Below are 23755 nucleotides of genomic sequence, written 5' to 3' on the forward strand. Positions count from 1 at the left end.
ACCAACGTGTTTAATGGTGGTATCAGCAAGCTTGATACCCAGAATATTATGTTACAATTTAATATGCGAAATTAATTAGAAAGCCACCCAGTAATGGGTGGCTTTCGTCAATTAGAGCGTCAAAAAAATGAGTGCTGATCAGCCGGGAACTTCTGAGTATAGCCTAGAATTGTGAAATATGACTGGTTTTAGTCATAATTTGCGATTCGTAGCTAGACGGAGGAAGTTGGCTGAGAAGCACATTAAGGTCGAAGTGCTCACACAAGCGGTTTGACCCTGAGCATAACCTAAGAATTGCCCATACGATTTGAAGTTTAATCGTATGGGCAATTATGTAGTTAGGCGGAAATGTCTGCTTGGGTTAGCACGTTAAGATCGAAGTGCTGACTGAGCTGGTCAGCTTCTGAGTATAGCCTAGATTAGTGAATTATGACCGGAGTTTGGTCATGATTTGCTAATCGTAGCTAGACGGAAGAAGCTAGCTCAGAAGCACGTTAAAAAACTAAGTGTGTTGAGTTGCGGTTAGCAACTGAGCATTAATTATAAATAACCGGTAATCTCGTTCTTAAGATTATCGGTTATTTTAGATTAAGCGGAAGTTGTTGCAACTCAAAAGCACGTTAAAAAACTAAGTGTGTTGCGTTGCGTTCAGCAACTGAGCATTAACAGAAAATCACCAGTTATCTTGATTTTAAGATAATTGGTGATTTTAGGTTAACCAGCTTTGTTTTAATTTAAATCAAAATGCCCTCGCAATGATCGACTTCGTGTTGGATAATTTGGGCGATCCAACCGGTAAAAGCCTGTTCCTGCGTTTTAAACTGACGATCTTGATAGCGAACCGTAATTTGATCGTAGCGGGTGGTTGCGCGTTGACCCGTTAAAGAGAGACAACCTTCTTCAGTTTCGTAGGGGGCGCTTTTTTTGATAATCGTTGGATTGACTAATGGCAGCGCAATCGGGCCCATTTGGCAAACGATAATGCGTTTGTTGACACCAATCATATTGGCCGCCATCCCGACACAGCGTTCAGTATTAGCGGCTAATGTATCGAGTAGGTCAGTGATGACTTGTTTATCATCAACAGTCGCTAGTGTCGCTGTTTGAGCGAGAAAAGTCGGGTCGTGCATAATGGGTTTAATCATGGGGAACTCCTTTAAATGTCATTATAATTAGTATGCAGAATTAAAAATAAAATTACAAGTCAATGAAAGCGCTATTGCAAATTATAATTAAGCATGCTAATATATAAAATTGAATCGGTTCAATTATAGTCATTAGGGAGATGTTTTTGTGAAAGTTGTAGATCAATTATCGGAGAAATTATTACCACTTGTATCAAAACTTAATAACCAGCGCCATTTAATCGCAATTCGAGATAGTTTTATTGTGACCATGCCACTTGTGATGGCGGCGTCATTGATGGTTTTACTGAATGCTCTTATTTTTTCCAATACAGCTGTTCAAAAAATAATCGATTTAAGTTCATTAGCCGATTTAGCAACCATTATTAGTAACGGTACGATGAGCATTCTATCGATTGTTGTTTGTTACAATATTGGGGCCAATCTCGCGAATCACTATGTTCGTAGCGGTCAAGTTGATGACCCGTCGTTTAGTTCAGTCCATGCGGGTATTCTAAGTATCGCAGTCATGTTTATCTTAATGCCGGTTAATAGTACAGTAACCTTAGTTAATGGTAAAACTGCAGAAGCAACTGGTGTTTTTTTACAAAGTTTAACATCCTCTTCAGGCTTAGCAACAGCAATGTTAGCAGCCTTAGTTAGTACCGAATTATTTATTCATTTAACTAAATTTAAAAAAATTAGAATTAAAATGCCTGAAGGTGTGCCACCAGCAGTTGCAACATCATTTAATTCATTGGTACCGGAAATTGCAGTCATTCTGGTTTTTGGGATTTTTGTCTTCGTTCTTCAAAAAACGACGGGCTTAAACGTACCACGATTAATTGAATTAGCGATTCAAACGCCACTAAAATCGTTTGTGTTGTCGGTACCTGGCACATTATTCTTACAATTCTTCTCAGATTTCTTGTGGGTCTTTGGAATGCATGGTTCTAGTATTTTGGCACCGGTCCGCCAAGCGCCATTACTACAATCAATCCAAGAAAATATGACGGCCTTTTCTGCTGGTAAAGCCATTCCAAATATTATCACAGAACCTTTCACGAATGCATTTGGGTTGATTGGTGGTGGCGGTTGTATTTTACCATTAGTCATCGCAATTTTATGGGTTTCTAAACGAAAAGATCAACGTCAAGTCGCTAAGTTAGGCTTAACAACTTGTTTCTTTAATATTACAGAACCAGTGATGTTTGGCCTCCCCGTTGTTATGAACCCAATTTACATGATTCCATGTGCAATCATTCCGTCAATCAATTTACTAATTGCCTATTTTGCGACTAGCATGGGGTTGATTGGGAGAACCGTTGCAGCAGCACCATGGATTACCCCACCGGTTATTCAATCCTTTATCGCAACTGGTGGTGACTATATGGCAGCGTTATTGACAATCGCTTTAATTGTTCTAGATGTATTTCTGTTCTTACCATTTGTTATCGCAAGTAATAAAGTTAATCAGAATGAGGGATAAGTATGCAATATCCATATCAGGATACTAAGTTAACCATTCGCCAACGCGTAACCGATTTGTTGAGTCGAATGAGTACACAAGAAAAAATTGGTCAGGTCAATCAAAACCGATATGGGTGGGAAACTTTTGCAGATGAAAAGCGTGAACAACTGACGGATGACTTTAAACAACATGTGGCCTGGGGCGGTGGTTTAGGCGCTTTATACGGTTTATTTCGAGCCGATCCATGGTCGAAGGTCAATTTTGAAAACGGCGTTGCTGCTCAGGATAGTTGGCGGGTGGCCAATCGGGTGCAAAAATACGTGATTGAACAGTCGCGTTGGGGGATTCCAACGTTGATTGTCGAAGAGTGTCCTCATGGGCATCAAGGATTAGACGGGATTTCGTACCCGACTAATATTGGGCGCGGGAATGCATTTAATACCACTCTAATGAAACAATCAGCGCAATTGATGGCGCAAGAATTAGCACTAAAAGGGGTTAACCTTGCCTTAGTATCGACCTTAGATTTAGTTAAAGATCCGCGTTGGGGACGTTCTGAAGAATGTTTTGGTGAAGACCCAATCTTAGCGGCACGAATGAGCCAAGCCGTTGTCGATGGCTTCCAAGGCGATTTAATTCAAAGCAATCACAGTTTCTGGGATCAACCGGTGAATTTGGCTACAGAAAAACCAATTGGGGTTGTCTTGAAACATTGTATTGCCCAAGGTGAAGCGCTAGGTGGCCATAATTCTGGCACCGTCACGTTAGGTAACCGTGAATATTCAGATATTTATCAACCGCTGTTACAAAGTGTTCAGAATGCAGCGGGTGTGATGGCAGCTTACAACGATGTTGATGGTGTCCCTTGTCATATTAATCAGGATTTATTAACCAGGCAGTTACGTGAGCAAGTCGGTTTTCAAGGGATTGTGATGGCGGATGGTACGGCATTGGATCGTTTGTCAGATGTTTTTGAGACGCAACCGCAAGCGGCCGCCGCGGCCTTGACTGCTGGTGTTGATTTAAGTTTATGGGATCAAACCTATATGCAACTTGACCAAGCTTTAGCACAGGACTTGGTGTCTGAATCACTATTAGATCGCGCGGCGGGGCGCGTATTGGCCTTGAAATTTTTGCTAGGGTTATTTGAACGACCTTATTTAACTGATCCAGCATCAGAACTAGCAGAGGTCTTACAACAAGCCGACACACTGAACTTACAAGTTGCTCAGGAAAGTATGACGTTGTTAAAAAATAATGGGTTATTACCGTTGACGCAAGCCAAACAGAAGATTGCCGTCATTGGGCCCAACGCCAATGATGTCTATCATCTGTTAGGTGATTATACGGCCGCACAAAGTCCAACGCGACTGACGGCGACGATTTATCAACAGATTAAACACACTTTCAAGAATGCAGAAGTCGTCTATGCTCAAGGTTGTGAAGTTAGACAGACCGAGCAACAGACTGAATTGATTGATCAAGCAATTGCGGTTGCGCAAGAGGCCGATGTGATTGTATTAGCGTTAGGGGGTTCGAGTGCCCGTAATTTTGAAATGCAGTTTCTAAAAAATGGGGCGGTGAGCTCTAAAGGGATTAATATGGATTCAGGCGAAAATGTCGATGTGGCCGATTTAACGTTAGGCGGCCAGCAATTAACGTTATTGAAACGGTTAAGCCAATTGAAAAAACCAATTGTGTCAGTTTTAATCCAAGGCCGGCCTTACGATTTAACCGAAGTGACGGCTTTATCGGATGCCGTTTTAGTGGGCTGGTTCCCAGGACAACAAGGTGGCCAAGCGATTGCTAACACCTTAAGCGGTTTAAATAATCCAAGTGGTAAGTTAAGCCTTTCTTATCCGCGGAATACGCAGCAATTACCAGTCTATTATTATCAGCGGGATGCGGCGAAACAAGATGATTATTATGATCAATCTGGTGGGCCACTATATCCGTTTGGGGCTGGAATTAGCTATTCCCAATTTGATTATTCAGATTTACAAGTCAAGACTGACGTTGACAAACTGATAGTAACTGTTAAAGTAAAAAATAACGGACAATATGCGGGACAGGAAAGTACGTTACTTTTTGTCAAATTAACAGGTGGGTTTGTCATTCAACGATTGAAGTTATTGAAAGATTTCCAAAAAAATGGCTTTGAACCAGATGAACAAAAAACCGTGACGTTTATATTGCCGAATGAAGTGTTTAAATATATGGATATGGATCAGGCAGTTAAAACGGCACAACGCGTCACGATTATGATTGCTGACTTAAAGGTCGAGGTCCCATTATCCATTTAAGTGGGGAATTAACATGTCATCTGTCAAAGAAGTTGCGGAAGTGGCCGGTGTTTCGGTCGGTACGGTTTCACGATATTTAAATGGTCAACAATTAAAAGCCGCTAATATGGCTAAAATTGCAGACGCCATTCAACAACTGGATTATAAACAAAACATCATTGCCAAAGGCTTAAAAAACAATCAGAGTTTTTCGATTGGGTTGCTGATGAACAGCATCTCAAGTCGTTTTGGTGCGGAAGTTGTTTCGGGCATTGAAGCGATTGTCGAAAAGCAGGGTTACAGTTTGTTATTAAGTGGCTTCAATGGGGATGCGCAATTGGTGAATCAGAAAATTGATTATCTGATGGCGCACGCGGTTGATGGCTTGATTGTTTTTTTAGCCGACGAAGAATGGCAAGGGATGGAAAAGCTGGCACAGATGACGATTCCAGTTGTTTCGATTAATAGTCCTAACCAATTGGTCAATGTCGATTCAATTCTCGTCAATGACCGAACTAGTGTTAAACAGGCGATTCAACATATCATTAGTTTGGGCCATCAAAAGATTGGCATGATTACGGCGCGTCAGACCGATTATGGGGCGCGTGAACGACTCGCCGGGGCAACGGAAGCCGTGGCGCTAGCCTCCGATGTTTCATTGGTGACTTATGAAGGTGATTATTCACGATTAAGTGGTTATCAAGGCGCTCAACAGTTGTTGGCGCAAGGGGTGACTGCCTTGTTTGTCAGTAATTATAATATGTCGGTGGGGGCACTAGAATATTTAAACGTCGCGGTGGTGCGGATTGGTCAGGATCTTTTTTATAGTCATTATGACTACGCTGATCAAATTGATGAAGTTACCTCTTCAATTTTGGCCATTCAACCGCCCACTAAAGAAATTGGGGTTAAGTGTGCGGAGATTTTGTTAGCGCGCTTGAATGATTCAACGTTGCCTGCTGGTCAAACAATCGTTATGGAAAATGAAATACATGGTATTTAAATAAAAGAGGGTGTGACATAAGTTATAGTATTCTGATATTAAATGCATATTTTGCATTGACGCGCGCCAGAACTCATCAATTTCCGTTCAACTCAAAAAGGCTGGTTATCCTTAGTTCGGGATAACCAGCCTTTTCAAATTGATACTCAATTGATAACCGAGTTCTGTCACAGCTTTTTTTGTTATTAGCTATCGTACTTCGCCAATTTATAAATCTGAATCGTGCGAACTAATTTAGCCGCATAATCAGGATCAGTCGCGTAACCCGCTTGTTGGAGGGTTTGCGCCTGAGTTTGATAATCGGTTTGTTGTTTGAGTGTTGAATAACTGCCGACGCTGAGAAATTGGCTGTGATCTTCGATGGCAATTTGTAGACTTGGGTAGCTTTTAAAATAGTCTTTAATCGTCACGCGTTCTTCATTTTCATATTCATCAGTCGTCATTAGAATTTTTTGACCTTGGTAATCGCCTTTGACCCCGAATAGGTTGTGGGCTTTCACTGCTAAATCACTACGACCCCAATCCGATTCAATGATCGCTTGCGCAATCACGATACTGGGCAAAACTTGTTGTTGCGTTTGATAAACGGTTTTGGCAGACGTCCCGATTTTTTGAATAAAGCGGTCTTGACGTTGCGTTTCTTCCGTCGGGGTTTCCCAGGTGCGCTTAGTTGGTGTGGCCGTTTTTTTGAAGCAGCCGGTCAGTAATAGGCAAGCGATAATTGGGACTAATAGGACGTAATGGTGTTGTTTAATGGTCATTGAGAAACTCCTTAGTTGAATTAATAAGCAAGTTTCAATATACCAGAAAATAACCATTTAGCGGCTATTCGTAAATTAAATAAAGGACTTCTTAATCAATATCAGTAAAAATTAAGGATTAGTGCTTTGATTAAAATTTACGAAAGGGCTTTTATGCGGTAAACTGAAAGGGTATTACGAATCGTTTGAACTAAGGGAGGCTTTTGGAATGCAACATAAGATGATTTTAGATTTAGATACGGGGATTGACGATGCGCTCGCCATTGCGTACGCACTTGGTTCACCCGAAATTGAATTAATCGGCATCACTTCCGAATACGGTAACGTGTTAACTGAAAGAAGTGTGGTCAATAGTCAACAAATATTGAATTTATTACAGCATCCAGCAGTCCCAGTTTACCAAGGTGCCGGCCACGCATTGAATCAAAGCGATTTTTCAGTTTTACCGATTAGCGCCGAGATTCACGGCCAAGATGGGGTTGGCGATATTCATCTCCAACAAGCAGTTCCCACCGGTGAAACTGAATCAGCCGTTGATTTTTTATTAACAGCTTGTCAACAATACGGTTCTGATTTAACGATTGTCGCGACTGGTCCAATGACCAACTTGGCGTTAGCGATTCAAAAAGATTTACCAACGTTACAAAAAGTTGGTCAAATCGTGATTATGGGTGGCGCATTAACGGTGGCCGGCAACGTGTCACCATTTGCCGAAGCCAATATTAATCAAGATCCAGAAGCCGCTGATTTATTATTCAAGAGTGGGCTTCCCGTCACGATGGTCGGCCTAGATGTCACTTTACGGACGTTATTCACGAAAGCCGATACGGCTGAATGGCGGGCGATTGGGACTGAAGCCGCGATTAAATATGCGGATATGGTCGATTATTACATCAAGGCTTACGAAGTCACGTCACCACACCTCCACGGTTGTGCACTCCATGATCCGTTAGCGGTCGCCGTGGCAATCGACCCAAGTCTAGTCACGACTTTCCCCTTAAACTTAACGACTGAGACAACCGGACCTTCCCGTGGTCGAACGATTGGGGATAATCTTCGCTTGGAAGATTCGACGACGCGGACGCAAGTGTGTGTTCAAGTCGATACGCCACGCTTCTTAAATGAATTTAAAACGAGAATTGGCCAATTATTATAAATATAAAATAGAAAAGACTAGCTAAAATAAAGTTAGTCTTTTTTATTTTACAATTACATTGCATTTATGTTACAAACATATTACAATGTATTTGTTGAAACGATTACATTATATTTGGGAGGTTTTTTTGATGAGTAAAAATGGGTTAGGATTGTTGGCGTTGGTGGTTGGTACGCTATTAATCGGGATTAATACGCAAACGGTTTTGGCAGCGGATGCACAAGCTAGCACATCAACGGCAAGCATCTCCCAAAAGGTGGACTTAGAAAGTCAACAAACATCGAAAGAATCTAGTGTGATAAATGAAAAGACGGGGCAAGTGATTGTCCATTATGTTGATGAGAGCGGACAAGTGATTGCGCCAGCTAAGACCTATTCAGATCGTATTGGTTATCCTTTTACAATGCAGCCAATCGATATCGAGGGCTATATGTACAGTCATTATAGTGGTAATATCCCTGCAGGATCAATGAAACAACAACTTCAAGAATTTACATTTGTCTATCAAAAGAAAACGGCTGATAGTCAACGCAATGTTGTGATTCAATTTGTAGATGAATCTGGTCACCAATTAAAGGCTAATCGTGTTCAAGTGGGTCAGCTGAATGAAAAATATAGTGTTGTTCCAGATCAAATAGCAGGGTACACCTTATTAGATGAACAAAACGAATTAAATGGTATCTATCAGAATTATTACAATATTTTAACATTGGTTTATCGGAAAACAGTGGATCAAGGGTCATTGACGACGCAATATGTTGATCAAAATGGACAAGCAATTATTGAATCGACAATCACTTCTGGTGAAGTAGGATCGGCGTACGCAGTAACGGCAAAACAAATTAATGGTTATCAAGTGACTGGACAAAAAGTAATCAATGGTCAATATCGGAATGGTCAGCAAACAATTCAGTTTGTTTATCAGAAAATTGCTAAACAAGTGACGACAGTAACCCCTAACAACAATCAGATTGTGAAGACGGCAACGTCGGACGCTAAATTGACATCTGATAAGCAAGTACCTACTAAAACAGCTAAGTTGCCACAAACTGGTCTGACTTCTAATGACAAGTTGGTTGGTATTGGGTTAACGGTCTCGATGTTTGGATTGTTAGGTTTTATTGTTAAACGTTTTTAAATTGAACTAATCGGAAAAGCATCTTTTATTGAGGTGCTTTTTTAATTTGCACAAAAAAGGCCCGCTTTTCAGCGGGTCGAGTGTGTGTTTGAAAAAAGAGTAGGTGCTTGCTGGGGGTAGCAGCAAATCGAGTTAGCGGGGGTTGAACCCGCATCGACCAGCATTGAATTTTCTTGGGAGGAATTTCAAATGAGGGAGGTCTGTCCTACCTGTTGGACGATAACTCATTGGTGGTACTAGTCAAGTTCTCTAGGGAAGGACTCGACTTAATCGCTCAGATGATTTCTTGGGGGAATTTATCTGATGTCTAAAGAATAACAACAAGTTATGAATTAAATATGAACAAACTATTGAAAATCTGCTAAGAATTAAGGGTCAAAAAATGTTTTATGGACAACGAGTGTCTTTGTTTGCTTATTAAAAGTAAGACGTTTACACTTTAGTTATTCATTAATCAAAGGGGACTTAATCATGACAACTGTATTAATTTTAGGGGCACACGGTCAGATTGCGCAACTCGCACGCGAACAATTATTGACACAGACCGATAGCCAATTGAAGCTATTTTTACGCAAGGCCAATCGTCTTTCAATCCGCGATGTCCAGCGTGAACAAATCATTGAAGGCAACACGACTAATCAAGCTGCTTTGGTAGCCGCGATGACCGGTGTCGAAGTCGTCTACGCCAATTTGGCTGGGAGCAACATTGAACAACAGGCCCAGAGTGTGGTGACCGCGATGCAATCAGCTGGGGTTAAACGGTTGATTTGGATCTCGACACTCGGTATTTATGACGAAGTACCAGGCCGTTATGGTCAATGGAATCATCAAATGTTGGATAACGGCTATTTGCCAACCTATGCTGCCGCGGCTAAAGTCATCGAAGAATCTGATTTAGACTACACGATTATTCGCCCAGCTTGGTTAGACAACCATGATGAAATTGATTACGAAATCACGCATCGTCACGATCAATTTAAAGGAACCGAAGTGTCACGCAAGAGTATTGCCGCCTTAGTGACTCACCTGATTCAAAACCCAACGGAAGCCAACCGCGATTCACTAGGCGTCAACAAACCCAATACAGAAGGCGACAAACCGAAATGGTATTAAACAGAGCGTTGACTTGAGCGGTTAATCTTCGAGCATAACCTAAAAATAATCATTATGGTGGTTTTACCATGATGATTATTTTGTAGTTAGGCGGAGAAGATTGCTCGAGAAACGCGTTTATAGTGCGAATCGAACTGATTAGGCTTTGAGGATTAACCTAGGCATAATGATTATGGTTGGTTTTTAACCATGATTGTAATATCGTAGTTAACCGGAAGAGGCTACTTGAGGAACACGTTTCAAGACAGATTGTTGACTCGAGCACAATCTAAAAATATTTAGCGTTAATGATTCAATCGTATTTTTATAGTATATATATTCAAAAGGGACGTCATTTTATTTGAAATGACGTCCCTTTTTGAATGTATCGGTGCAACAGAAACAAAAAATAGATAAATCTTTGAAAACAGAAAAAATAGTTAATGTGATATACATCATTTGATTGTTCGGCTTGTAACTTAAGAGTTGTGACGCTATCAATTAATTATAGATTACACCATTAACCTAATTAATTCAACCTATTAATAATCCCTGTACAATAACATTTATGATAATGTTAAATTAACTTAATTAATATTTTAATTATACGTTCATAACTCTTGAGTTATGAAACTATTGAGCAATGCAACTATTAACCAGTTAATAGGGGTACTTCTTTAATAAAATTAAGGGGTATCTACAGGCCTTATTAGTTGTGCGCCGTTTAATAGACAGTGATTTAATGTGAAATGATGTACATAGTTAAATATGGATTTAACGGAATTGTTGATTTAAATCAGAAATAAGATTGAGGGATTAATATGCAGATTAAAAAGAGTACCTGGGGTTTGATGATTGGGTTGTTTGGCTTAATGTTATTCGCAAACGTGCAAACAGCTTTTGCGAAAGAGGCCCAGATGGATTTTGAAGTTCAGATGGTGCCAGCCAACAGTCAAGTCAATCGAGAGAATCACTTCTTTGATTTAGGTTTGGATGAAGGCCAGAAAGAAACGATTCAAGTTAAATTACGGAACTTTGGTAATAAAACGATTAAGGTCCAGTCGTCACTCAATAACGCAATCACTCAAATCGGCGGCGGGATTATCTACCGGCCAACTGAAGTCGGTATTATCCGGGAGACCCAACAGACTTTGATGGACGTCGCCGCAATTAAAAAAGCGGATCAAACAATCACAATCGAACCAAACGCTGAAAAAATCGTTAGTGCGACCGTTAAAATGCCAGAAGGTCAAACCAACGGGATGATTTATGGGGCGTGGCATTTCATCGAATACGGCAAAAAGGATAGCGGTAAAAATTCGAGTATTTCGGGGAATTACGCTTATAACATTGGTGTCATGTTACGCGGTCAGAATTATAAGGTTTATCCAGAATTGAAATACCAAACAGTTGAACCAATCGTTAAAAATGGTCATCCAGCATTGGGGATTCAACTCAACAACGTGAAGGCGATGGCGATTAAGAATGCCCAAGTCAAAGCCGTGATTTATCGCCAAGGGTTGTTTAAAAGCAAACGGGTTTATCAAACGACGAATGTTGATGTCGCGCCTAATTCAGAGTTTACCGTGCCGATTTCTTGGGGTTATGATCAGATGAAACCGGGCAAATATACCGTCGATGTGGCAGTTAATGGTAAGAGCTACTGGAACCTATTACCAATGACTTGGCATTTTAAGAAGACGATTACGGTGAACAGCCAACAAGCGAATAAAATTAATAAAGAATCGATTCAGAAACCAGCCAACAAATGGGCGTATGTCGCGACGGCCAGTGGGGTATTGATGTTAGTTTCATTCGGATTGATCTTTAGAGCACTTAGATTAACGAGGGGGCAATAAGCATGCAACGATTATTAGACCGGTGGGGCGCTAAAAGATTACGGTTGGTCACGTTTGTTTTATCAGGGACGTTAACTATTTGGTTTGCGATTGCCTTATTCTTAGCGATTAAAACGTATCTTGACTTACAAAGAATTACGATTATCACCATGTAACACAGTTCAGGGGGTTGGGTGGGCAGCGAAGCAAAAAAATAGTTCAAAGGGAGGAATTTCAAATGAAATTCACAAAAGTAACAAGCACCGTATTGGCAGGGGCAACACTATTATCAATCTTGGCACCAACCGCATCATTCGCAGCAACAACGGACAATGGTGGTACACCATTACCAATGACTGATACAACGGATGCCGCAATCTCATTCGGGGATAACGACGACAATGGTAATACTGGCTATTTAAGATTACAAATGGTTCCGCATACCTTAGATTTTGGTAACCATGCTAAGTATGATGCTAAACATTCAAACTTTAACGCTGCAGGCGCTAACTTAGGTGTGATTGGCAACGATACACATGCTTCATACGACCAACAAGACAGCAACAAAACTGAAACATTAACAACAAGTGATAAAAAATTAGCGACTGTTAATGGCACTGCTTGGGCAACCGTTGTTGATAAACAAGTCGCTAATCCTGAATTAGTAGATAATACTGATCCAACTACGCCAGTTCCTGGTAAATCTGGTAAATGGGCATTAACTGTTTCATCTGATGGGACTGGTTTAGTGGCGGGTAGTCATACTGTTGCTGGCGCAAATTTGGTATTCGCTAATACGCAATATGGTCGGACAGCTGATATCTACGGTTTAACCAACCAAGATCAAGATAACGATAAATATGTAGCTGCTGGCACAACTGATGCAACATTTGTTAAATCAGTTAGCTTAGACCTAAGTACTGCCAAGGAAGAAAAACCCGTTGGTAGTGCCGTTGAAAATGCGGGCGATGGCGCTAACGTCTTCGGCTGGAAACCAAGTGATATTAGTTTAGCATTAAACGGTTCACAAGATGTTACTACTGGTGAATACCACGCTGGTTTAACTTGGACTTTGAATTCAACTATCTAATTTAAAAACATGTAGTATTAATGACTTTCTGACGCCAATCAGTTTAGGGACTGGTTGGCGTTATACATAGGTGGCGGGGGGATTGAAAACGTGCTGAAACAACAGCGACTCTTAAAATTAAGCGGTCAACTAATCATTGGCTTGGGCATCTTGTTAGTGATGACGGGTTCGGTCTCCGCCAAAGCCAAAAAACAATCGGTGGAGGTGCCAGCTGAATCGAAGGCGACTTTCATGTTAATGCCAGAGTTACCGAAAGATAATCTTGGGGGAGAACATCTCGGGTACTTTAATTTAAAGCTTAAAAAAGGTCAAAAACGGACCGTGCGTTTGAAAGTGTTTAATCCAACCAGTCAAGCGTTGACGATTTACGGTCAAGTCGAGGATGCGACGACTTTGGATAACGGGGTCGTTGATTATCTAGGAACAAAATCAATTGATCGCCAGTTGTTACCGCAACCGGGCAGTCAATTGGTGCAAGTGCCGGCTAAAACCACGCTACCGGCGAATGCCACTCAGTGGGTGACGGTCACCGTTCAAGCGCCGAAGAACGGGTTCAAAGGTCAAAAAGCGACTGCGATTAATCTCAGTGCGAATCAAATCGCGAAACAAACGGCGGTTCAAAACCACTATGTTTACGCGATTGGCTTGATTCTAAACGGTCAAAAATTGGCTAAAAAGGCTTATCAACAGATTCAATCACCAGGCATTAAAACGCGCTTTGTAAAACAACATCGGGCCGCAATTAGTGTCAAAATTGCGAATCCTGATCCGGTCTATCTCAAAAAAGCGGCCATTAAGGTCAACTTACAAAATCAAAAATGGTCGTTGATTCAATACCAACAACAATGGACGAATCGTAAGATCGCACCTAGCTCTAGTTTTTATGCCGATGTGCCATTAGGCGGCAAACGGTTAGTATCAGGGGCTTATCGACTGACGTTGACCGTTAAGAGTTCGGGTAATACCAAAACGCTGCATAAATACGTCCAGATTACCAAGGGCCAAGCGCACTATATTAATCGGTACAACTATGCTTACCTGAAGAATCGGAACGTGCTTATCGTTAGCGCTGTTTTGCTGGTTGGTTTAATCGGCGGATGGCTGATTTATCGGAAACACAAGCACCATCAAATTTAACAGTGATTAACAGTCGTTTTAGCAATGATTCGGGAGAAAGCAATGTTGAAGCAACTAGTCAGAGAGATGATAAAAAATGGGGAAAAAAAACAATCAGTATCAGCGTTATTTAGACGGCTACGCAATGATTAACAAATTAGAAATGAATTTGGATGCTATTGCGAGAGAACAAGCCATGAGTTTTGGCCAATATTTGATTTTAAAACAAATTATTGAAGAACATTGCGATGAACCAACCTTGTTGGCGGATACGTTTGGGGTCTCACGACCGGCAATGTCGCGTAAATTAAACAGTCTTTTTGGGACTGGCAAAGTCATTAAGAAACGCAATCAAACCGATGCGGATCAACGCAAAGTGATTATTCAGGCAACGGTTGCGGGCCAGCAGGCATTGATAACGTTGAATGCGGCTTACCGTCAGTGGCTGTCCACTGAATTGCCAGACGGTGAGGATTATCAGCAACTATTCGATCAATTTATTCAACAAACCAAGCCACTCGCTGTGGGGCATTAGATATAGGAGTTAAATGATGAAATCGCGTATTTGAGTTTGATTGAAAAGTGATCGTAATGAGTAATGATTAGTGAATATGAATGGGGTGGCTTCTTTGAAAAAGTTATTAAAAATTGGAATGGTGATAATGATTGTCTTGCCAATGGTCTTGACCGTTATGATGACGATTAATCGACCGGCAAGTGTGACAGCAGTCGATAATACGGTGAGCCAATCTGCCATTAATCTTGCTAAGGAAGCCATTTCAAATTCGACGCCTACCGAAGAATCCAGTAGTGTTCTACAACAGGGGACATCGAGTCACCTAACCAGTCAGCAACCGGTTGAAGCGACTACGGAAATGGCCAGACAACCGTTGACTACGAGTTCGATAGCGCCTAAAAAAGTGGCACCGGTCCCAGTAGCCAGACAAGCTAAGGCCACGACAACGATTGGGACGGTCGTCTGGTATATCGATACTACAGGGACGCTCCATTTATCAAAAGGAACGTTGCCCAATACGATTGGCCAATCTGCCCCCTGGAATAAACCAGCACTAATTGGTCAGATTAAGAAAGTTAGTATTGATGGGGTCGTTAACGGGAAAGACATGTCGAACCTATTTTCGTATCTCACGAGTCTAGAGAGCATCCAAGGGTTAAGCAACTTGAAAGGCGCTACTAACTTAACCTCGTTATTTTTCGAAGATCAGAAGCTAAAATCTGTTGATGCGACCAACCTTGATTTTTCAAAGGTTACAAGTGTTAAAGATATGTTTTTGGGTTGTTACGTACTTGAAACTGTCGGAGATACGGCTAATTGGAATTTAAGTCAATTAAAAGATATGTCTAATTTTTTTGGTGATTGTTATGTTCTAAACACCTTGAACACTACTAATTGGAATGTTAGCCAAGTCACGACAATGGAGTCAACCTTCTCAGGTTGTACGGTTCTGACTAAACTGGATGTTTCTAACTGGAACGTTGGACGAGTCAAGAATTTAAGCCAGACCTTTGACAGCGTCGGAGGTGACCTGTGGCTAGATGGCCGATCAATCGTATTGGATGTTTCACGGTGGGATACCAGTCAGGTTACTGATATGACGGGGACTTTTAGTCGTGTTACTTCCACAAAAGTGTTAGATGTGTCACATTGGGATACCCATAATGTGACCAAGATGCCAGGAATGTTCATGTCAGTTTGGGCGGTCACCGAGTTGGCGGTTGCTGACTGGGATGTTTCAAAAGTAGCTGATATGAATGGGATGTTCATGTGGACCACGGATCTCAAAAAAATGGACGTTACTAAGTGGAATACAGGTAATGTGACCAATATGATGTATATGTTTTCAGAATCGGGCTTACCAGAACTTGAAGCACCTGATTGGGATACGAGTAAAGTCACCGACATGAGCTACATGTTTGATGGTAACAATGGTAACAATGGTAACAATGAGGGGCATACTGGGAAAATGATTAGTGCTAATCTAGCCAATTGGGATACGAGTAAAGTCACCACTATGAAAGATATGTTTCATTACTGTTATGTGCTTCAACACCTTAAATTAGGGTCGAAGTTCAGATTCGTTCAAACGAGTGGTTCGCCTAATCTCCCTGAACCCAGTACGACTGCCCCCTATTATGGGGTTTGGCAACAACACGATGCTGCGGGTAATCAAATCGGGAATACCTATTCTTCCGCCGTTATGATGACGCAGTATGATGGGGTTAAGTTACCGATTGGCGATTATTATTGGGCCAAGGCATTGCCACCGACGATGACTAAGTTAGTCCGCAATGTGACGGTTGATGGTGTCAATGCGCCCTTTAAAACGGAGACGACCGCTGCCAAAGGTGACGTGTTGCAATATCAAGTCGATATCAGCCAACCCGCGGGACAAATGTTGCAAGTCGGCGCGGTGCTTCAAGACGTCTTGGATTCGCATTTACAATTAGATACGAATACTGTGACGGGTCAGAAGTCCCCGGTTCAAATTGGTTATGCTAATGCAGGCAGTGACTTTAAGGATTATCAAGCCGTTACACTGGATGCAAACGGTCAATTTAAGATTGGCCAGACGATGGCGGTTGATCAAAAGGCGCGGGTATTAATCCAGACAACGATTAAGGACGATAGTATCCCGCAGATTGATAACCTCTTTAAACTAGTCTCAGGAAATTACGGTGCGGGGACCACTTCTAAACCAGCGATTATTCACGTTAAAAAACCGTTAGTTTTGACGAAATCGGTCAAAAATGAAACGACCAAAACTGATTGGGCCGCTAAACAAGACGTTAGCCCGAATGATCAAGTTGGCTTTCAGTTGGATTATCAAAATACAACCGGGGCGACTAGTAATCAGATAACAGTCAGTGATCCGTTGAAAAATGATGAATTGACGTACAAACCGAATTCATTAGTGGTGACTTATCAAGATGGTTCAAGTGAAACGATTAGCGCAGCCGCCGAAGCACAATTTGTGAAGACTGGCGTTTTAACGTTATCGAAATCATTGGAAAATTATGAAACGGTCACGGTCACTTTTTCCGCGCTCGTTAATCCACTGGTGACTGCGGGCACTATTTTACACAATAGTGCGACAATCAGTGCGGATAATGTCACTAAAGCAGTGACGTCTAATACGGTTGATATGACGGTTGTTAAAACTGAACATCAATTGACGATTCGGTATGTCGATTTGGACGAGGACCTCAGTCAACCAACAAGTGCACCGACGCAGATTGCCACGCCCGTTTCAGATAAAGGACTGACTGGCAAGCCGTTGTCCAGTATCTTACCGGGTCAAAAAGTCGCGCCCAAAGTCATCGACGGTTATACGATTTATTCGGTGACCGAAGATGCGGATTTAACGACTGCGAATTGGAACGGGGCCTATCAAGATGATCCGATTTTTGGTGAACAGGATCGCGTGATTACCTATGGCTACAAGAAAGCGATGTTGACGATTAATGCGCCGAATAGTTGGCGTTTCGGTAACTACGATACGAAACAAAAAGAACAAACTTACTATTTGGAAAATAATCAAGGGACACCACAAGCAGTGACGGTTACTGATGACTTCGGTGTTCAGAATTGGAAACTGCAATTGAGTCAAGAACATCAGTTTAAAGATGATCGGCAACACGAATTGACGGGTGCTGAGTGGCAGTTTAGAAACGGTAACGTGCAAACCTTGGCTAATACCGATGCTGGGGCAGTCACGACTAATACCGCGGACTTTACGATGGCTCCTGGTCAAAGCACGACCTTAATGACGATGGCCAAGAGCGGTAAATTCCAAACCGACAATCCGGATACCAGCACGAGTGGTGATCCGTACACGCAAGTCGGTCAAGGTAGCTGGCAATACCGCTTCGGTACAAAAGCCAGTGCTGATTACAGCATCGGCCTAAAAGTCCCAGCAACGACTAAACGCTACGTCGGCCAGTATCGTACCCAACTAACATGGTCACTAGAAGTAGCACCATAGACAGAGTGGTTTTTCATCCGGGTAAGTTCTGAGCATTAGCCTAGTTCCGTGAATAAAGTCCGATTTATGGACTTTGTTTGCGAAACGTAGCTAAGCACAGGAAGCTGTGAGAACGAGCACGTTTCAAAAAAGAGCGTGACTCAGCCGGTTAGCTTCTGAGTATAGCCTAAAATACCGAATTATGACTGTTCTTTAGTCGTGATTCGGTATTTGTAGCTAGACGGAAGAAGTTAGCTGAGGAGCACGTCTCCATCAAAAAAACCATCAATCCTTTCAAAGGGTTGATGGTTTTTTAAGGTAAAGCTTAAACAGTGTAGTCTGGATCGATGATTAAAACGGGTTTAATCGTTTTACCATCTCTTGAATCTTGATTGGCTTGGTTAATGTCTTCAAAGGCGTAGAATTTTTCAGTCTTATCAAAGGCGAATTGACCTTGACGGTAGAATTCGATTAGACGAGGCACGTCGATTTGAGGAATTGAATCGCCCATGTTCACGCCGACGACTTTTTTATCGTTGACACATAAGTCGTTCCAAGTGTCTAAATCAATGTGATTAGGCGTGACTGCGATGGTTGCAGAAGTCCCACCTTGGCAAAGTGCTTGAATTGAGGCTTCCATGACACTCGTAATCCCAGTCGTATCGACACAGAAGTTAACGCCCCGGCCGTTCGTTAAGGCGCGAATCGCTTCAACGGCATCGGTATTGCGACTGTTAATGACGTCAGTTGCGCCTAATTCTTTGGCTAAGGTTAAGCGATCGTCAATGATATCAACGGCGATGACTTTGGTACAACCAGAGATTTTACCAGCCATCATTGCTGCTAAACCAACTGCACCAGTTCCGAAGACGGCAATCGTGTCACCAGGTTTTGGTTTCAAGGTATTGAGGACGGTCCCACTACCAGTCACGTAACCGCAGCCTAAAGGCCCGAGTTGGCGTAAGTCTAAATCATCGTCGACTTTAACGGCATTGCGTTCACGAACAACTGTCGTGGTTGTGAAGGAAGATTGGTCGAACATATCAGCGACTTGATGACCTTCTTCAGTAAAGTGGGCACTGCCATCGGGACGAACGCCGGATAAATTATTATCAGCGTAGTTCAAACATTGGGTAGGGATCCCTTTCAAACAATTGTCGCAAATGCCGCAAGCGTAGAATGAGAGGACGACGTGATCGCCGACTTTTAAATTTTGAACGTTTGAACCGACTTTTTCAATAATCCCAGAACCTTCGTGACCTAAGACGATTGGATAAGCAATCACCGCATCGCCTTTGCGAAGGGCTTCATCAGAATGACAAATCCCACTAGCGACCATGTGGACTTGGACATCATCGGGATGAAGAGGCGCTAATTCAATGTTATCTTTAATCACAAATGGGGCACCTTGGGTTTCAACAACTGCTGCTTTAATTTTCATATTCGTAACCTTCCTAATTTTAAAGATTTATTTCACAAGGTTATTATGGCACTTATTGTAATCGGTTTCAATAGAAACCACTATCGGCAATCGGATAGGTTAAAAAATGGGACAAATCACCTGTATATTTGTTATTTATTTACCTAATATTAATGATTGTTAACGAGGGGAGATGGACTATATTTAAGGGAGTGGTCCAGCGGCAATTAATTTTTAGAAATGAGGGATTATGATGGCAGACAAAAAAATTAAGATTGATCCAACTGAATTTGCACTGGCAGTTGTCAGCGGTTCAAATTTAAACGCAGCAGATGATGTGCGAGCTAGTAAAGATGGCTTAAAACGGTATTTATCGGCTTATTTACTAATTGAAGAATTTAATCAATTAGAATCCGGTCAGTTTAGTTTATTGAAGAAATCAGATTTAACGTTACTGGTTAAAGCACTTGAAGGCATCAAATTCGATTAATTAATGTTCGATTAAAAAATGATTATCCGCGAAATATTCGGATAATCATTTTTTTGTGGTTAAATTGGGGCTTACCAACCGTGTGATTGGCCACAAAGATGACATTTGTCACCCGCAAATCATGACAAAAACGACTGCCAACGAACCGAGATTCCTCGTATACTAAACTTATTCAAACGAGGTGATCATGATGATTGAGATGCAACAGGTAACGATGCAGTTCGGATCTAAAGTGGTTTTAAAAAAGGTGTCACTAAAAGTGCAACCCGGTGAGATTATCGGATTGGTTGGCGCAAATGGTGCGGGTAAAACGACACTGATTAATTTAATATTAGGACGGCTGCAACCGACAAGTGGTCAGATTTCCGTTTTACAAGCAGCCCCCAGTGAAAAACGCCATTTTAATCGGATTGGGGCGATGTTGCAAGACGATAGTCGGATTGCACGGTTAAAAGTCAGTGAAGAATTAACGATGGTCGGTCAGTATTATCAACAACCATTACCAGTAGCAACTTTATTGAAGATGGCGGATTTAACCGAGCAGGCCAATCAAATGGTTAACCAACTATCGGGCGGTCAGTTGCGGCGGATGACGTTTGCTTTAGCGATGGCTGGTGATCCAGATTTAATTTTTCTCGATGAACCCACGGTCGGGATGGACGTGACGAGTCGCCAACATTTCTGGCAACAAATCGATCAATTGAAACAAGCCGGCAAGACGATTATTTTAACTTCCCATTATTTAGAGGAAATTGAAAAAGTGGCCACCCGAATTTTAATTTTGAAAGACGGTCAATTCCAATACGACGGTGATTTTCAAACGTTGCAACAACAATACCGCAGTAGTCAGATACAATTCAAAGCCGATCAATCGATGGCCAACTTGCAAGACTGGCCAGAAGTGCTGGCCTATCAAGAACACGCACACCGAATTAGTTTACAAGTGACAAATAGTGATGTCGTTTTGGCACGGTTGAGTCCACAGATTGGCCAAACGATTCATCAAGTGCAGGTTCAAGCTGGTTCGTTGACCGATATCTATAATGAAATCATGGGGGCAGATACTGATGCAATTATTAATGGTTCAAAGTAAACTCGATTTTAAACGCGCTTATTTAAGAAATCCACGCTTTTTTATCTTTTCATTATTGATGCCGATTGTTTTCTATCTACTCTTCACCAAAGTGATGATGACTGGCGAAATGCCGGCTAGTTTTGCGGTGCAATATATGTTGAGCATGACCACTTATAGTTTAATTCTTAGTAACGTCTTTACGTTATCCACGCTATTAGCGGACGATCAAAAAGAGGGCGTGCTCGATTTGATTGACCTGTCGCCCGCCAGTCGCGGTTACTATTATGGCGCTAAATTAATCAATATCATGCTGATTAATGGCTTATCGGTGCTGGTGATTTTTATAACGGCCGCCTTTAGCAATCAGATCGTCCTTGATTGGACGGTTTGGTTACAGACTGCGGGTTGGCTGTGGTTGGCGAGTGCGCCGTTGTGTTTAATCGGCCTCAGTATTTCGTTTTTGAACGATAGCAATTTAATTCAATTAGCGGCTAATCTAATCAGCTTTCCGTTAGCGATTCTTAGTGGGCTGTGGTGGCCGATTTCGATGTTACCGAAGAATGTGCAATGGGTTGGCAAACACTTGCCGGTCTATCCAATCAATCAAATTGGCCAAGCCTTGGGTACCGGTCAGAGCGTTGCGTGGGGCAGTTATGGCGTCACCATGATTTGGACGCTCGTTTTAGGCGGCCTTGTAGTATACTTAAGCTACCATAAACGAGGAGTCCGGGCTTGATGAATTTTTTTAAAAAATATATCGCACTACCAGAGCGATTCGGTTATTTTCCGTATGTCTGGTTACTGTTTTTATTCTTTCCAATCAGCTACGCCTATCCGTATCGAACACTAAAACAACAAATGATGATGCTAATCATCCTGATTTTTGTGGTGGCCTATCGCAATAGTTACGCTTCCACTAAATGGCGATTTGGTTGGATTTGGGTCCAAATCATCACGAGTATGATTTTAGCGATGATGATTCAAGCGTTGTATTTGAACATCTATGTGGCGTGGGTCTTCGGATCGATTCCGATGCACCGCCGGCAATTCCGCTGGTTTTACGGGGCTTACATGGGCTCAATCATAATCCCAACTGTTTATTTTTATTTCTATTACGGTCAACAGATGGGTGGCTTTGAATGGGTCGGGATTATTGTTTACGGACTATTCTGCGCACTATCGCCTTTTGCGGCCCATTCAATTCAAGATTTTAACCGTAAAAATCGCCAATTAATGCAAACGAATGAACGATTGACAACGATGATTAAACAAAATGAACGGCAACGAATTGCTCGTGATTTACACGATAATTTGGGTCAATCCTTTTCGATGATTACTTTAAAGGCTGAATATGCCCGCCGGTTGTTGACCAAGGCACCGGAGAAAGTACCTGAACAGTTATTGGAAATTGAACAGGCTTCCCGGCATAATTTACAGATGGTCCGCGATATTGTGACAGATTTACGCCAAGTCACAATTGCTGAAGAACTGATCCAACAGGAACAAAACTTGCGTGTGGCGGGGATGTTATTATTTACGAAGAACGAAGTCTTATCGAAGTCGTTATCCCAAACTAATCAACAGGTATTGGCGCAATGTATTCACGAAGCGGTTACGAATATGATTCGCTATAGTCGGGCTAGTGAATGTGACATTCAGTTTGAACAGCTGGCGACCCGCTTTCAGATGAAAATCAGTGATAATGGCCGTGGATTGCGGGATAGCGATCAGGTTAAAAGTAACGGGATTCCGGGGATGCGGGAACGGTTAGCGACTTTAAACGGGGAACTGATGATAACGAGCAATCGGAGTGGGACTTGTTTGACCATTGAAATTCCGGCAGAAGGAGTACAAGCATGATTAAGGTTTATTTAGCAGAAGACCAACAATTGTTGAATACCGCTTTAGCGGGGATTCTGGATTTGGAAGATGATCTGACAGTTTGTGGGACAGCGACGGACGGTCAAACGGCTTGGGCGGAAATTCAAGTTTGCCAACCCGATGTTGTCTTACTCGACATTGAGATGCCACAGTTAACGGGGTTAGACGTGGCGGAAAAAATTCAGGCAGCTCAATTACCCCTGAAAGTCATCATCTTAACGACGTTTGCCCAACCGGCGTATTTTAAACGGGCGATTGGCGCGGAAGTCGCGGCTTATCTGTTAAAAGACGGGCCGAGTGATGCGCTCATTCAAGCGATTCATAACGTGATGATTGGCCAAACCATTTACGCGCCCGAATTGGTGGTGGGGTTAACGCAACAAGTTCAAAATCCGTTATCCGAACGCGAATTGGCAGTCTTAACGGCAATTGCAGCCGGGCTCAGCTCCAAAGCGGTTGCCCAAAAACTATTTCTGAGTGACGGCACCGTCCGTAATTATGTCTCGACGATTCTCAGCAAATTAGACGCGACGAACCGGATTGAAGCAATCCAAATCGCCCGCCATCATGGCTGGTTAAATTAAGTCGAAGTGCTCACTCAAGTTGGTCAGGCTTTGAGGATTAACCTAAAAATCAGCGTTATGATTTGTATTTTGAATCATGACGCTGATTTTGTAGTTAACCGGAAAAGGCTACTTGAGAAGCACGTTAAAAAAATGAGTGCGTTGAGTTGCGGTCAGCAACTGAGCATAACCTAATAATTGCCCATATGATTTGAACTTTAATTATATGGGCAATTTTGTAGCTAGACGGAAGAAGCTAGCTCACAGCCACG

Annotated in this window: 20 protein-coding genes and 1 tRNA gene; 17 read left to right on the plus strand and 4 right to left on the minus strand. The window is 42.1% G+C overall.

Features of this window, described 5'->3' with window-relative positions:
* Positions 1-734 precede the first annotated feature (734 nt).
* A complete protein-coding gene (locus LFUMFP_RS03650; protein ID WP_106483081.1) occupies positions 735-1145 on the minus strand; it encodes a peptide deformylase in 411 nt (136 codons plus the stop codon).
* A gap of 148 nt (positions 1146-1293) precedes the next feature.
* Between LFUMFP_RS03650 and LFUMFP_RS03655 the strand changes: the two genes are divergently transcribed.
* The 3 genes from LFUMFP_RS03655 to LFUMFP_RS03665 are packed head-to-tail and all read left to right on the plus strand — an operon-like array spanning position 1294 to position 5880.
* The gene (locus tag LFUMFP_RS03655; protein ID WP_025083421.1) at positions 1294-2613 is read left to right on the plus strand and encodes a PTS sugar transporter subunit IIC; all 1320 of its coding nucleotides are present in this window, start codon (positions 1294-1296) and stop codon (positions 2611-2613) included.
* Between the two features lie 2 nt (positions 2614-2615).
* Positions 2616-4898 carry a glycoside hydrolase family 3 C-terminal domain-containing protein gene (locus tag LFUMFP_RS03660; RefSeq protein WP_106483082.1) on the plus strand — a complete coding sequence of 761 codons (2283 nt, stop codon included), beginning with the start codon at positions 2616-2618 and terminating at the stop codon, positions 4896-4898.
* A gap of 13 nt (positions 4899-4911) precedes the next feature.
* Positions 4912-5880: a LacI family DNA-binding transcriptional regulator gene (locus LFUMFP_RS03665; protein ID WP_056950080.1), complete on the plus strand. Its 969-nt coding sequence runs from the start codon at positions 4912-4914 to the stop codon at positions 5878-5880.
* A 185-nt stretch (positions 5881-6065) separates the two neighbouring features.
* On the opposite strand, the gene LFUMFP_RS03670 is transcribed toward LFUMFP_RS03665, so the two are convergent.
* A complete protein-coding gene (locus tag LFUMFP_RS03670) occupies positions 6066-6641 on the minus strand; it encodes a glycoside hydrolase family 73 protein (RefSeq protein WP_025083423.1) in 576 nt (191 codons plus the stop codon).
* 208 nt (positions 6642-6849) lie between these two features.
* Here LFUMFP_RS03670 and LFUMFP_RS03675 point away from each other — a divergent pair, with 208 nt between their 5' ends.
* A complete protein-coding gene (locus LFUMFP_RS03675) occupies positions 6850-7797 on the plus strand; it encodes a nucleoside hydrolase (protein WP_025083424.1) in 948 nt (315 codons plus the stop codon).
* A gap of 130 nt (positions 7798-7927) precedes the next feature.
* The gene (locus LFUMFP_RS03680) at positions 7928-8935 is read left to right on the plus strand and encodes a MucBP domain-containing protein (RefSeq protein ID WP_158697720.1); all 1008 of its coding nucleotides are present in this window, start codon (positions 7928-7930) and stop codon (positions 8933-8935) included.
* Positions 8936-9062: 127 nt separating this feature from the next.
* On the opposite strand, the gene LFUMFP_RS09805 is transcribed toward LFUMFP_RS03680, so the two are convergent.
* A tRNA-OTHER gene (locus tag LFUMFP_RS09805) sits at positions 9063-9162 on the minus strand.
* Positions 9163-9406: 244 nt separating this feature from the next.
* Here LFUMFP_RS09805 and LFUMFP_RS03685 point away from each other — a divergent pair.
* From LFUMFP_RS03685 to LFUMFP_RS03710, 7 genes are all read left to right on the plus strand, one after another.
* A complete protein-coding gene (locus LFUMFP_RS03685; protein ID WP_025083023.1) occupies positions 9407-10048 on the plus strand; it encodes an NAD(P)H-binding protein in 642 nt (213 codons plus the stop codon).
* Between the two features lie 800 nt (positions 10049-10848).
* Positions 10849-11886 carry a WxLIP family cell surface protein gene (locus tag LFUMFP_RS03690; RefSeq protein WP_056950096.1) on the plus strand — a complete coding sequence of 346 codons (1038 nt, stop codon included), beginning with the start codon at positions 10849-10851 and terminating at the stop codon, positions 11884-11886.
* A gap of 2 nt (positions 11887-11888) precedes the next feature.
* Positions 11889-12041 carry a hypothetical protein gene (locus LFUMFP_RS09810; protein WP_155833358.1) on the plus strand — a complete coding sequence of 51 codons (153 nt, stop codon included), beginning with the start codon at positions 11889-11891 and terminating at the stop codon, positions 12039-12041.
* Between the two features lie 62 nt (positions 12042-12103).
* On the plus strand, positions 12104-12955 hold the full coding sequence (locus tag LFUMFP_RS03695) for a WxL domain-containing protein (RefSeq protein ID WP_025083024.1): 852 nt from the start codon (positions 12104-12106) through the stop codon (positions 12953-12955).
* A gap of 90 nt (positions 12956-13045) precedes the next feature.
* A complete protein-coding gene (locus LFUMFP_RS03700) occupies positions 13046-14092 on the plus strand; it encodes a DUF916 domain-containing protein (protein ID WP_025083025.1) in 1047 nt (348 codons plus the stop codon).
* A gap of 76 nt (positions 14093-14168) precedes the next feature.
* The gene (locus LFUMFP_RS03705) at positions 14169-14606 is read left to right on the plus strand and encodes a helix-turn-helix domain-containing protein (RefSeq protein ID WP_025083026.1); all 438 of its coding nucleotides are present in this window, start codon (positions 14169-14171) and stop codon (positions 14604-14606) included.
* Positions 14607-14700: 94 nt separating this feature from the next.
* Positions 14701-18075: a BspA family leucine-rich repeat surface protein gene (locus tag LFUMFP_RS03710; RefSeq protein WP_158697721.1), complete on the plus strand. Its 3375-nt coding sequence runs from the start codon at positions 14701-14703 to the stop codon at positions 18073-18075.
* Between the two features lie 304 nt (positions 18076-18379).
* Here the strand turns inward: LFUMFP_RS03710 and LFUMFP_RS03715 are convergent, their stop codons facing one another.
* Positions 18380-19495 carry an NAD(P)-dependent alcohol dehydrogenase gene (locus LFUMFP_RS03715; RefSeq protein WP_025083028.1) on the minus strand — a complete coding sequence of 372 codons (1116 nt, stop codon included), beginning with the start codon at positions 19493-19495 and terminating at the stop codon, positions 18380-18382.
* 232 nt (positions 19496-19727) lie between these two features.
* On the opposite strand from LFUMFP_RS03715, the gene LFUMFP_RS03720 reads away from it, so the two are divergent.
* The 5 genes from LFUMFP_RS03720 (at position 19728) to LFUMFP_RS03740 (ending at position 23504) form a co-directional block, all read left to right on the plus strand.
* Complete coding sequence (locus tag LFUMFP_RS03720; RefSeq protein WP_025083029.1) at positions 19728-19964, plus strand: hypothetical protein; 237 nt, start codon at positions 19728-19730, stop codon at positions 19962-19964.
* Positions 19965-20154: 190 nt separating this feature from the next.
* Complete coding sequence (locus tag LFUMFP_RS03725; RefSeq protein ID WP_025083030.1) at positions 20155-21057, plus strand: ABC transporter ATP-binding protein; 903 nt, start codon at positions 20155-20157, stop codon at positions 21055-21057.
* Positions 21032-21775 carry an ABC transporter permease gene (locus LFUMFP_RS03730; RefSeq protein ID WP_025083031.1) on the plus strand — a complete coding sequence of 248 codons (744 nt, stop codon included), beginning with the start codon at positions 21032-21034 and terminating at the stop codon, positions 21773-21775. The genes LFUMFP_RS03725 and LFUMFP_RS03730 overlap by 26 nt, the downstream gene beginning before the upstream one ends.
* A complete protein-coding gene (locus LFUMFP_RS03735) occupies positions 21775-22899 on the plus strand; it encodes a sensor histidine kinase (RefSeq protein ID WP_025083032.1) in 1125 nt (374 codons plus the stop codon). The genes LFUMFP_RS03730 and LFUMFP_RS03735 overlap by 1 nt, the downstream gene beginning before the upstream one ends.
* Positions 22896-23504: a response regulator transcription factor gene (locus LFUMFP_RS03740; RefSeq protein ID WP_025083033.1), complete on the plus strand. Its 609-nt coding sequence runs from the start codon at positions 22896-22898 to the stop codon at positions 23502-23504. The genes LFUMFP_RS03735 and LFUMFP_RS03740 overlap by 4 nt, the downstream gene beginning before the upstream one ends.
* Positions 23505-23755 lie beyond the last annotated feature (251 nt).

This window comes from Latilactobacillus fuchuensis, from assembly GCF_900258455.1.
Taxonomy (GTDB): Bacteria; Bacillota; Bacilli; order Lactobacillales; family Lactobacillaceae; genus Latilactobacillus; species Latilactobacillus fuchuensis.

Excerpts from the sequence above, each read along its gene's own strand:
- LFUMFP_RS03670 (WP_025083423.1), bottom strand. The coding sequence starts at position 6,641 with ATGACCATTAAACAACACCATTACGTCCTATTAGTCCCAATTATCGCT.
- LFUMFP_RS03690 (WP_056950096.1), top strand. The coding sequence starts at position 10,849 with ATGCAGATTAAAAAGAGTACCTGGGGTTTGATGATTGGGTTGTTTGGC.
- LFUMFP_RS03650 (WP_106483081.1), bottom strand. The coding sequence starts at position 1,145 with ATGATTAAACCCATTATGCACGACCCGACTTTTCTCGCTCAAACAGCG.
- LFUMFP_RS03705 (WP_025083026.1), top strand. The coding sequence starts at position 14,169 with ATGGGGAAAAAAAACAATCAGTATCAGCGTTATTTAGACGGCTACGCA.
- LFUMFP_RS03720 (WP_025083029.1), top strand. The coding sequence starts at position 19,728 with ATGGCAGACAAAAAAATTAAGATTGATCCAACTGAATTTGCACTGGCA.
- LFUMFP_RS03740 (WP_025083033.1), top strand. The coding sequence starts at position 22,896 with ATGATTAAGGTTTATTTAGCAGAAGACCAACAATTGTTGAATACCGCT.
- LFUMFP_RS03730 (WP_025083031.1), top strand. The coding sequence starts at position 21,032 with ATGCAATTATTAATGGTTCAAAGTAAACTCGATTTTAAACGCGCTTAT.
- LFUMFP_RS09810 (WP_155833358.1), top strand. The coding sequence starts at position 11,889 with ATGCAACGATTATTAGACCGGTGGGGCGCTAAAAGATTACGGTTGGTC.
- LFUMFP_RS03725 (WP_025083030.1), top strand. The coding sequence starts at position 20,155 with ATGATTGAGATGCAACAGGTAACGATGCAGTTCGGATCTAAAGTGGTT.
- LFUMFP_RS03685 (WP_025083023.1), top strand. The coding sequence starts at position 9,407 with ATGACAACTGTATTAATTTTAGGGGCACACGGTCAGATTGCGCAACTC.
- LFUMFP_RS03680 (WP_158697720.1), top strand. The coding sequence starts at position 7,928 with ATGAGTAAAAATGGGTTAGGATTGTTGGCGTTGGTGGTTGGTACGCTA.
- LFUMFP_RS03735 (WP_025083032.1), top strand. The coding sequence starts at position 21,775 with ATGAATTTTTTTAAAAAATATATCGCACTACCAGAGCGATTCGGTTAT.
- LFUMFP_RS03695 (WP_025083024.1), top strand. The coding sequence starts at position 12,104 with ATGAAATTCACAAAAGTAACAAGCACCGTATTGGCAGGGGCAACACTA.
- LFUMFP_RS03715 (WP_025083028.1), bottom strand. The coding sequence starts at position 19,495 with ATGAAAATTAAAGCAGCAGTTGTTGAAACCCAAGGTGCCCCATTTGTG.
- LFUMFP_RS03665 (WP_056950080.1), top strand. The coding sequence starts at position 4,912 with ATGTCATCTGTCAAAGAAGTTGCGGAAGTGGCCGGTGTTTCGGTCGGT.
- LFUMFP_RS03660 (WP_106483082.1), top strand. The coding sequence starts at position 2,616 with ATGCAATATCCATATCAGGATACTAAGTTAACCATTCGCCAACGCGTA.
- LFUMFP_RS03675 (WP_025083424.1), top strand. The coding sequence starts at position 6,850 with ATGCAACATAAGATGATTTTAGATTTAGATACGGGGATTGACGATGCG.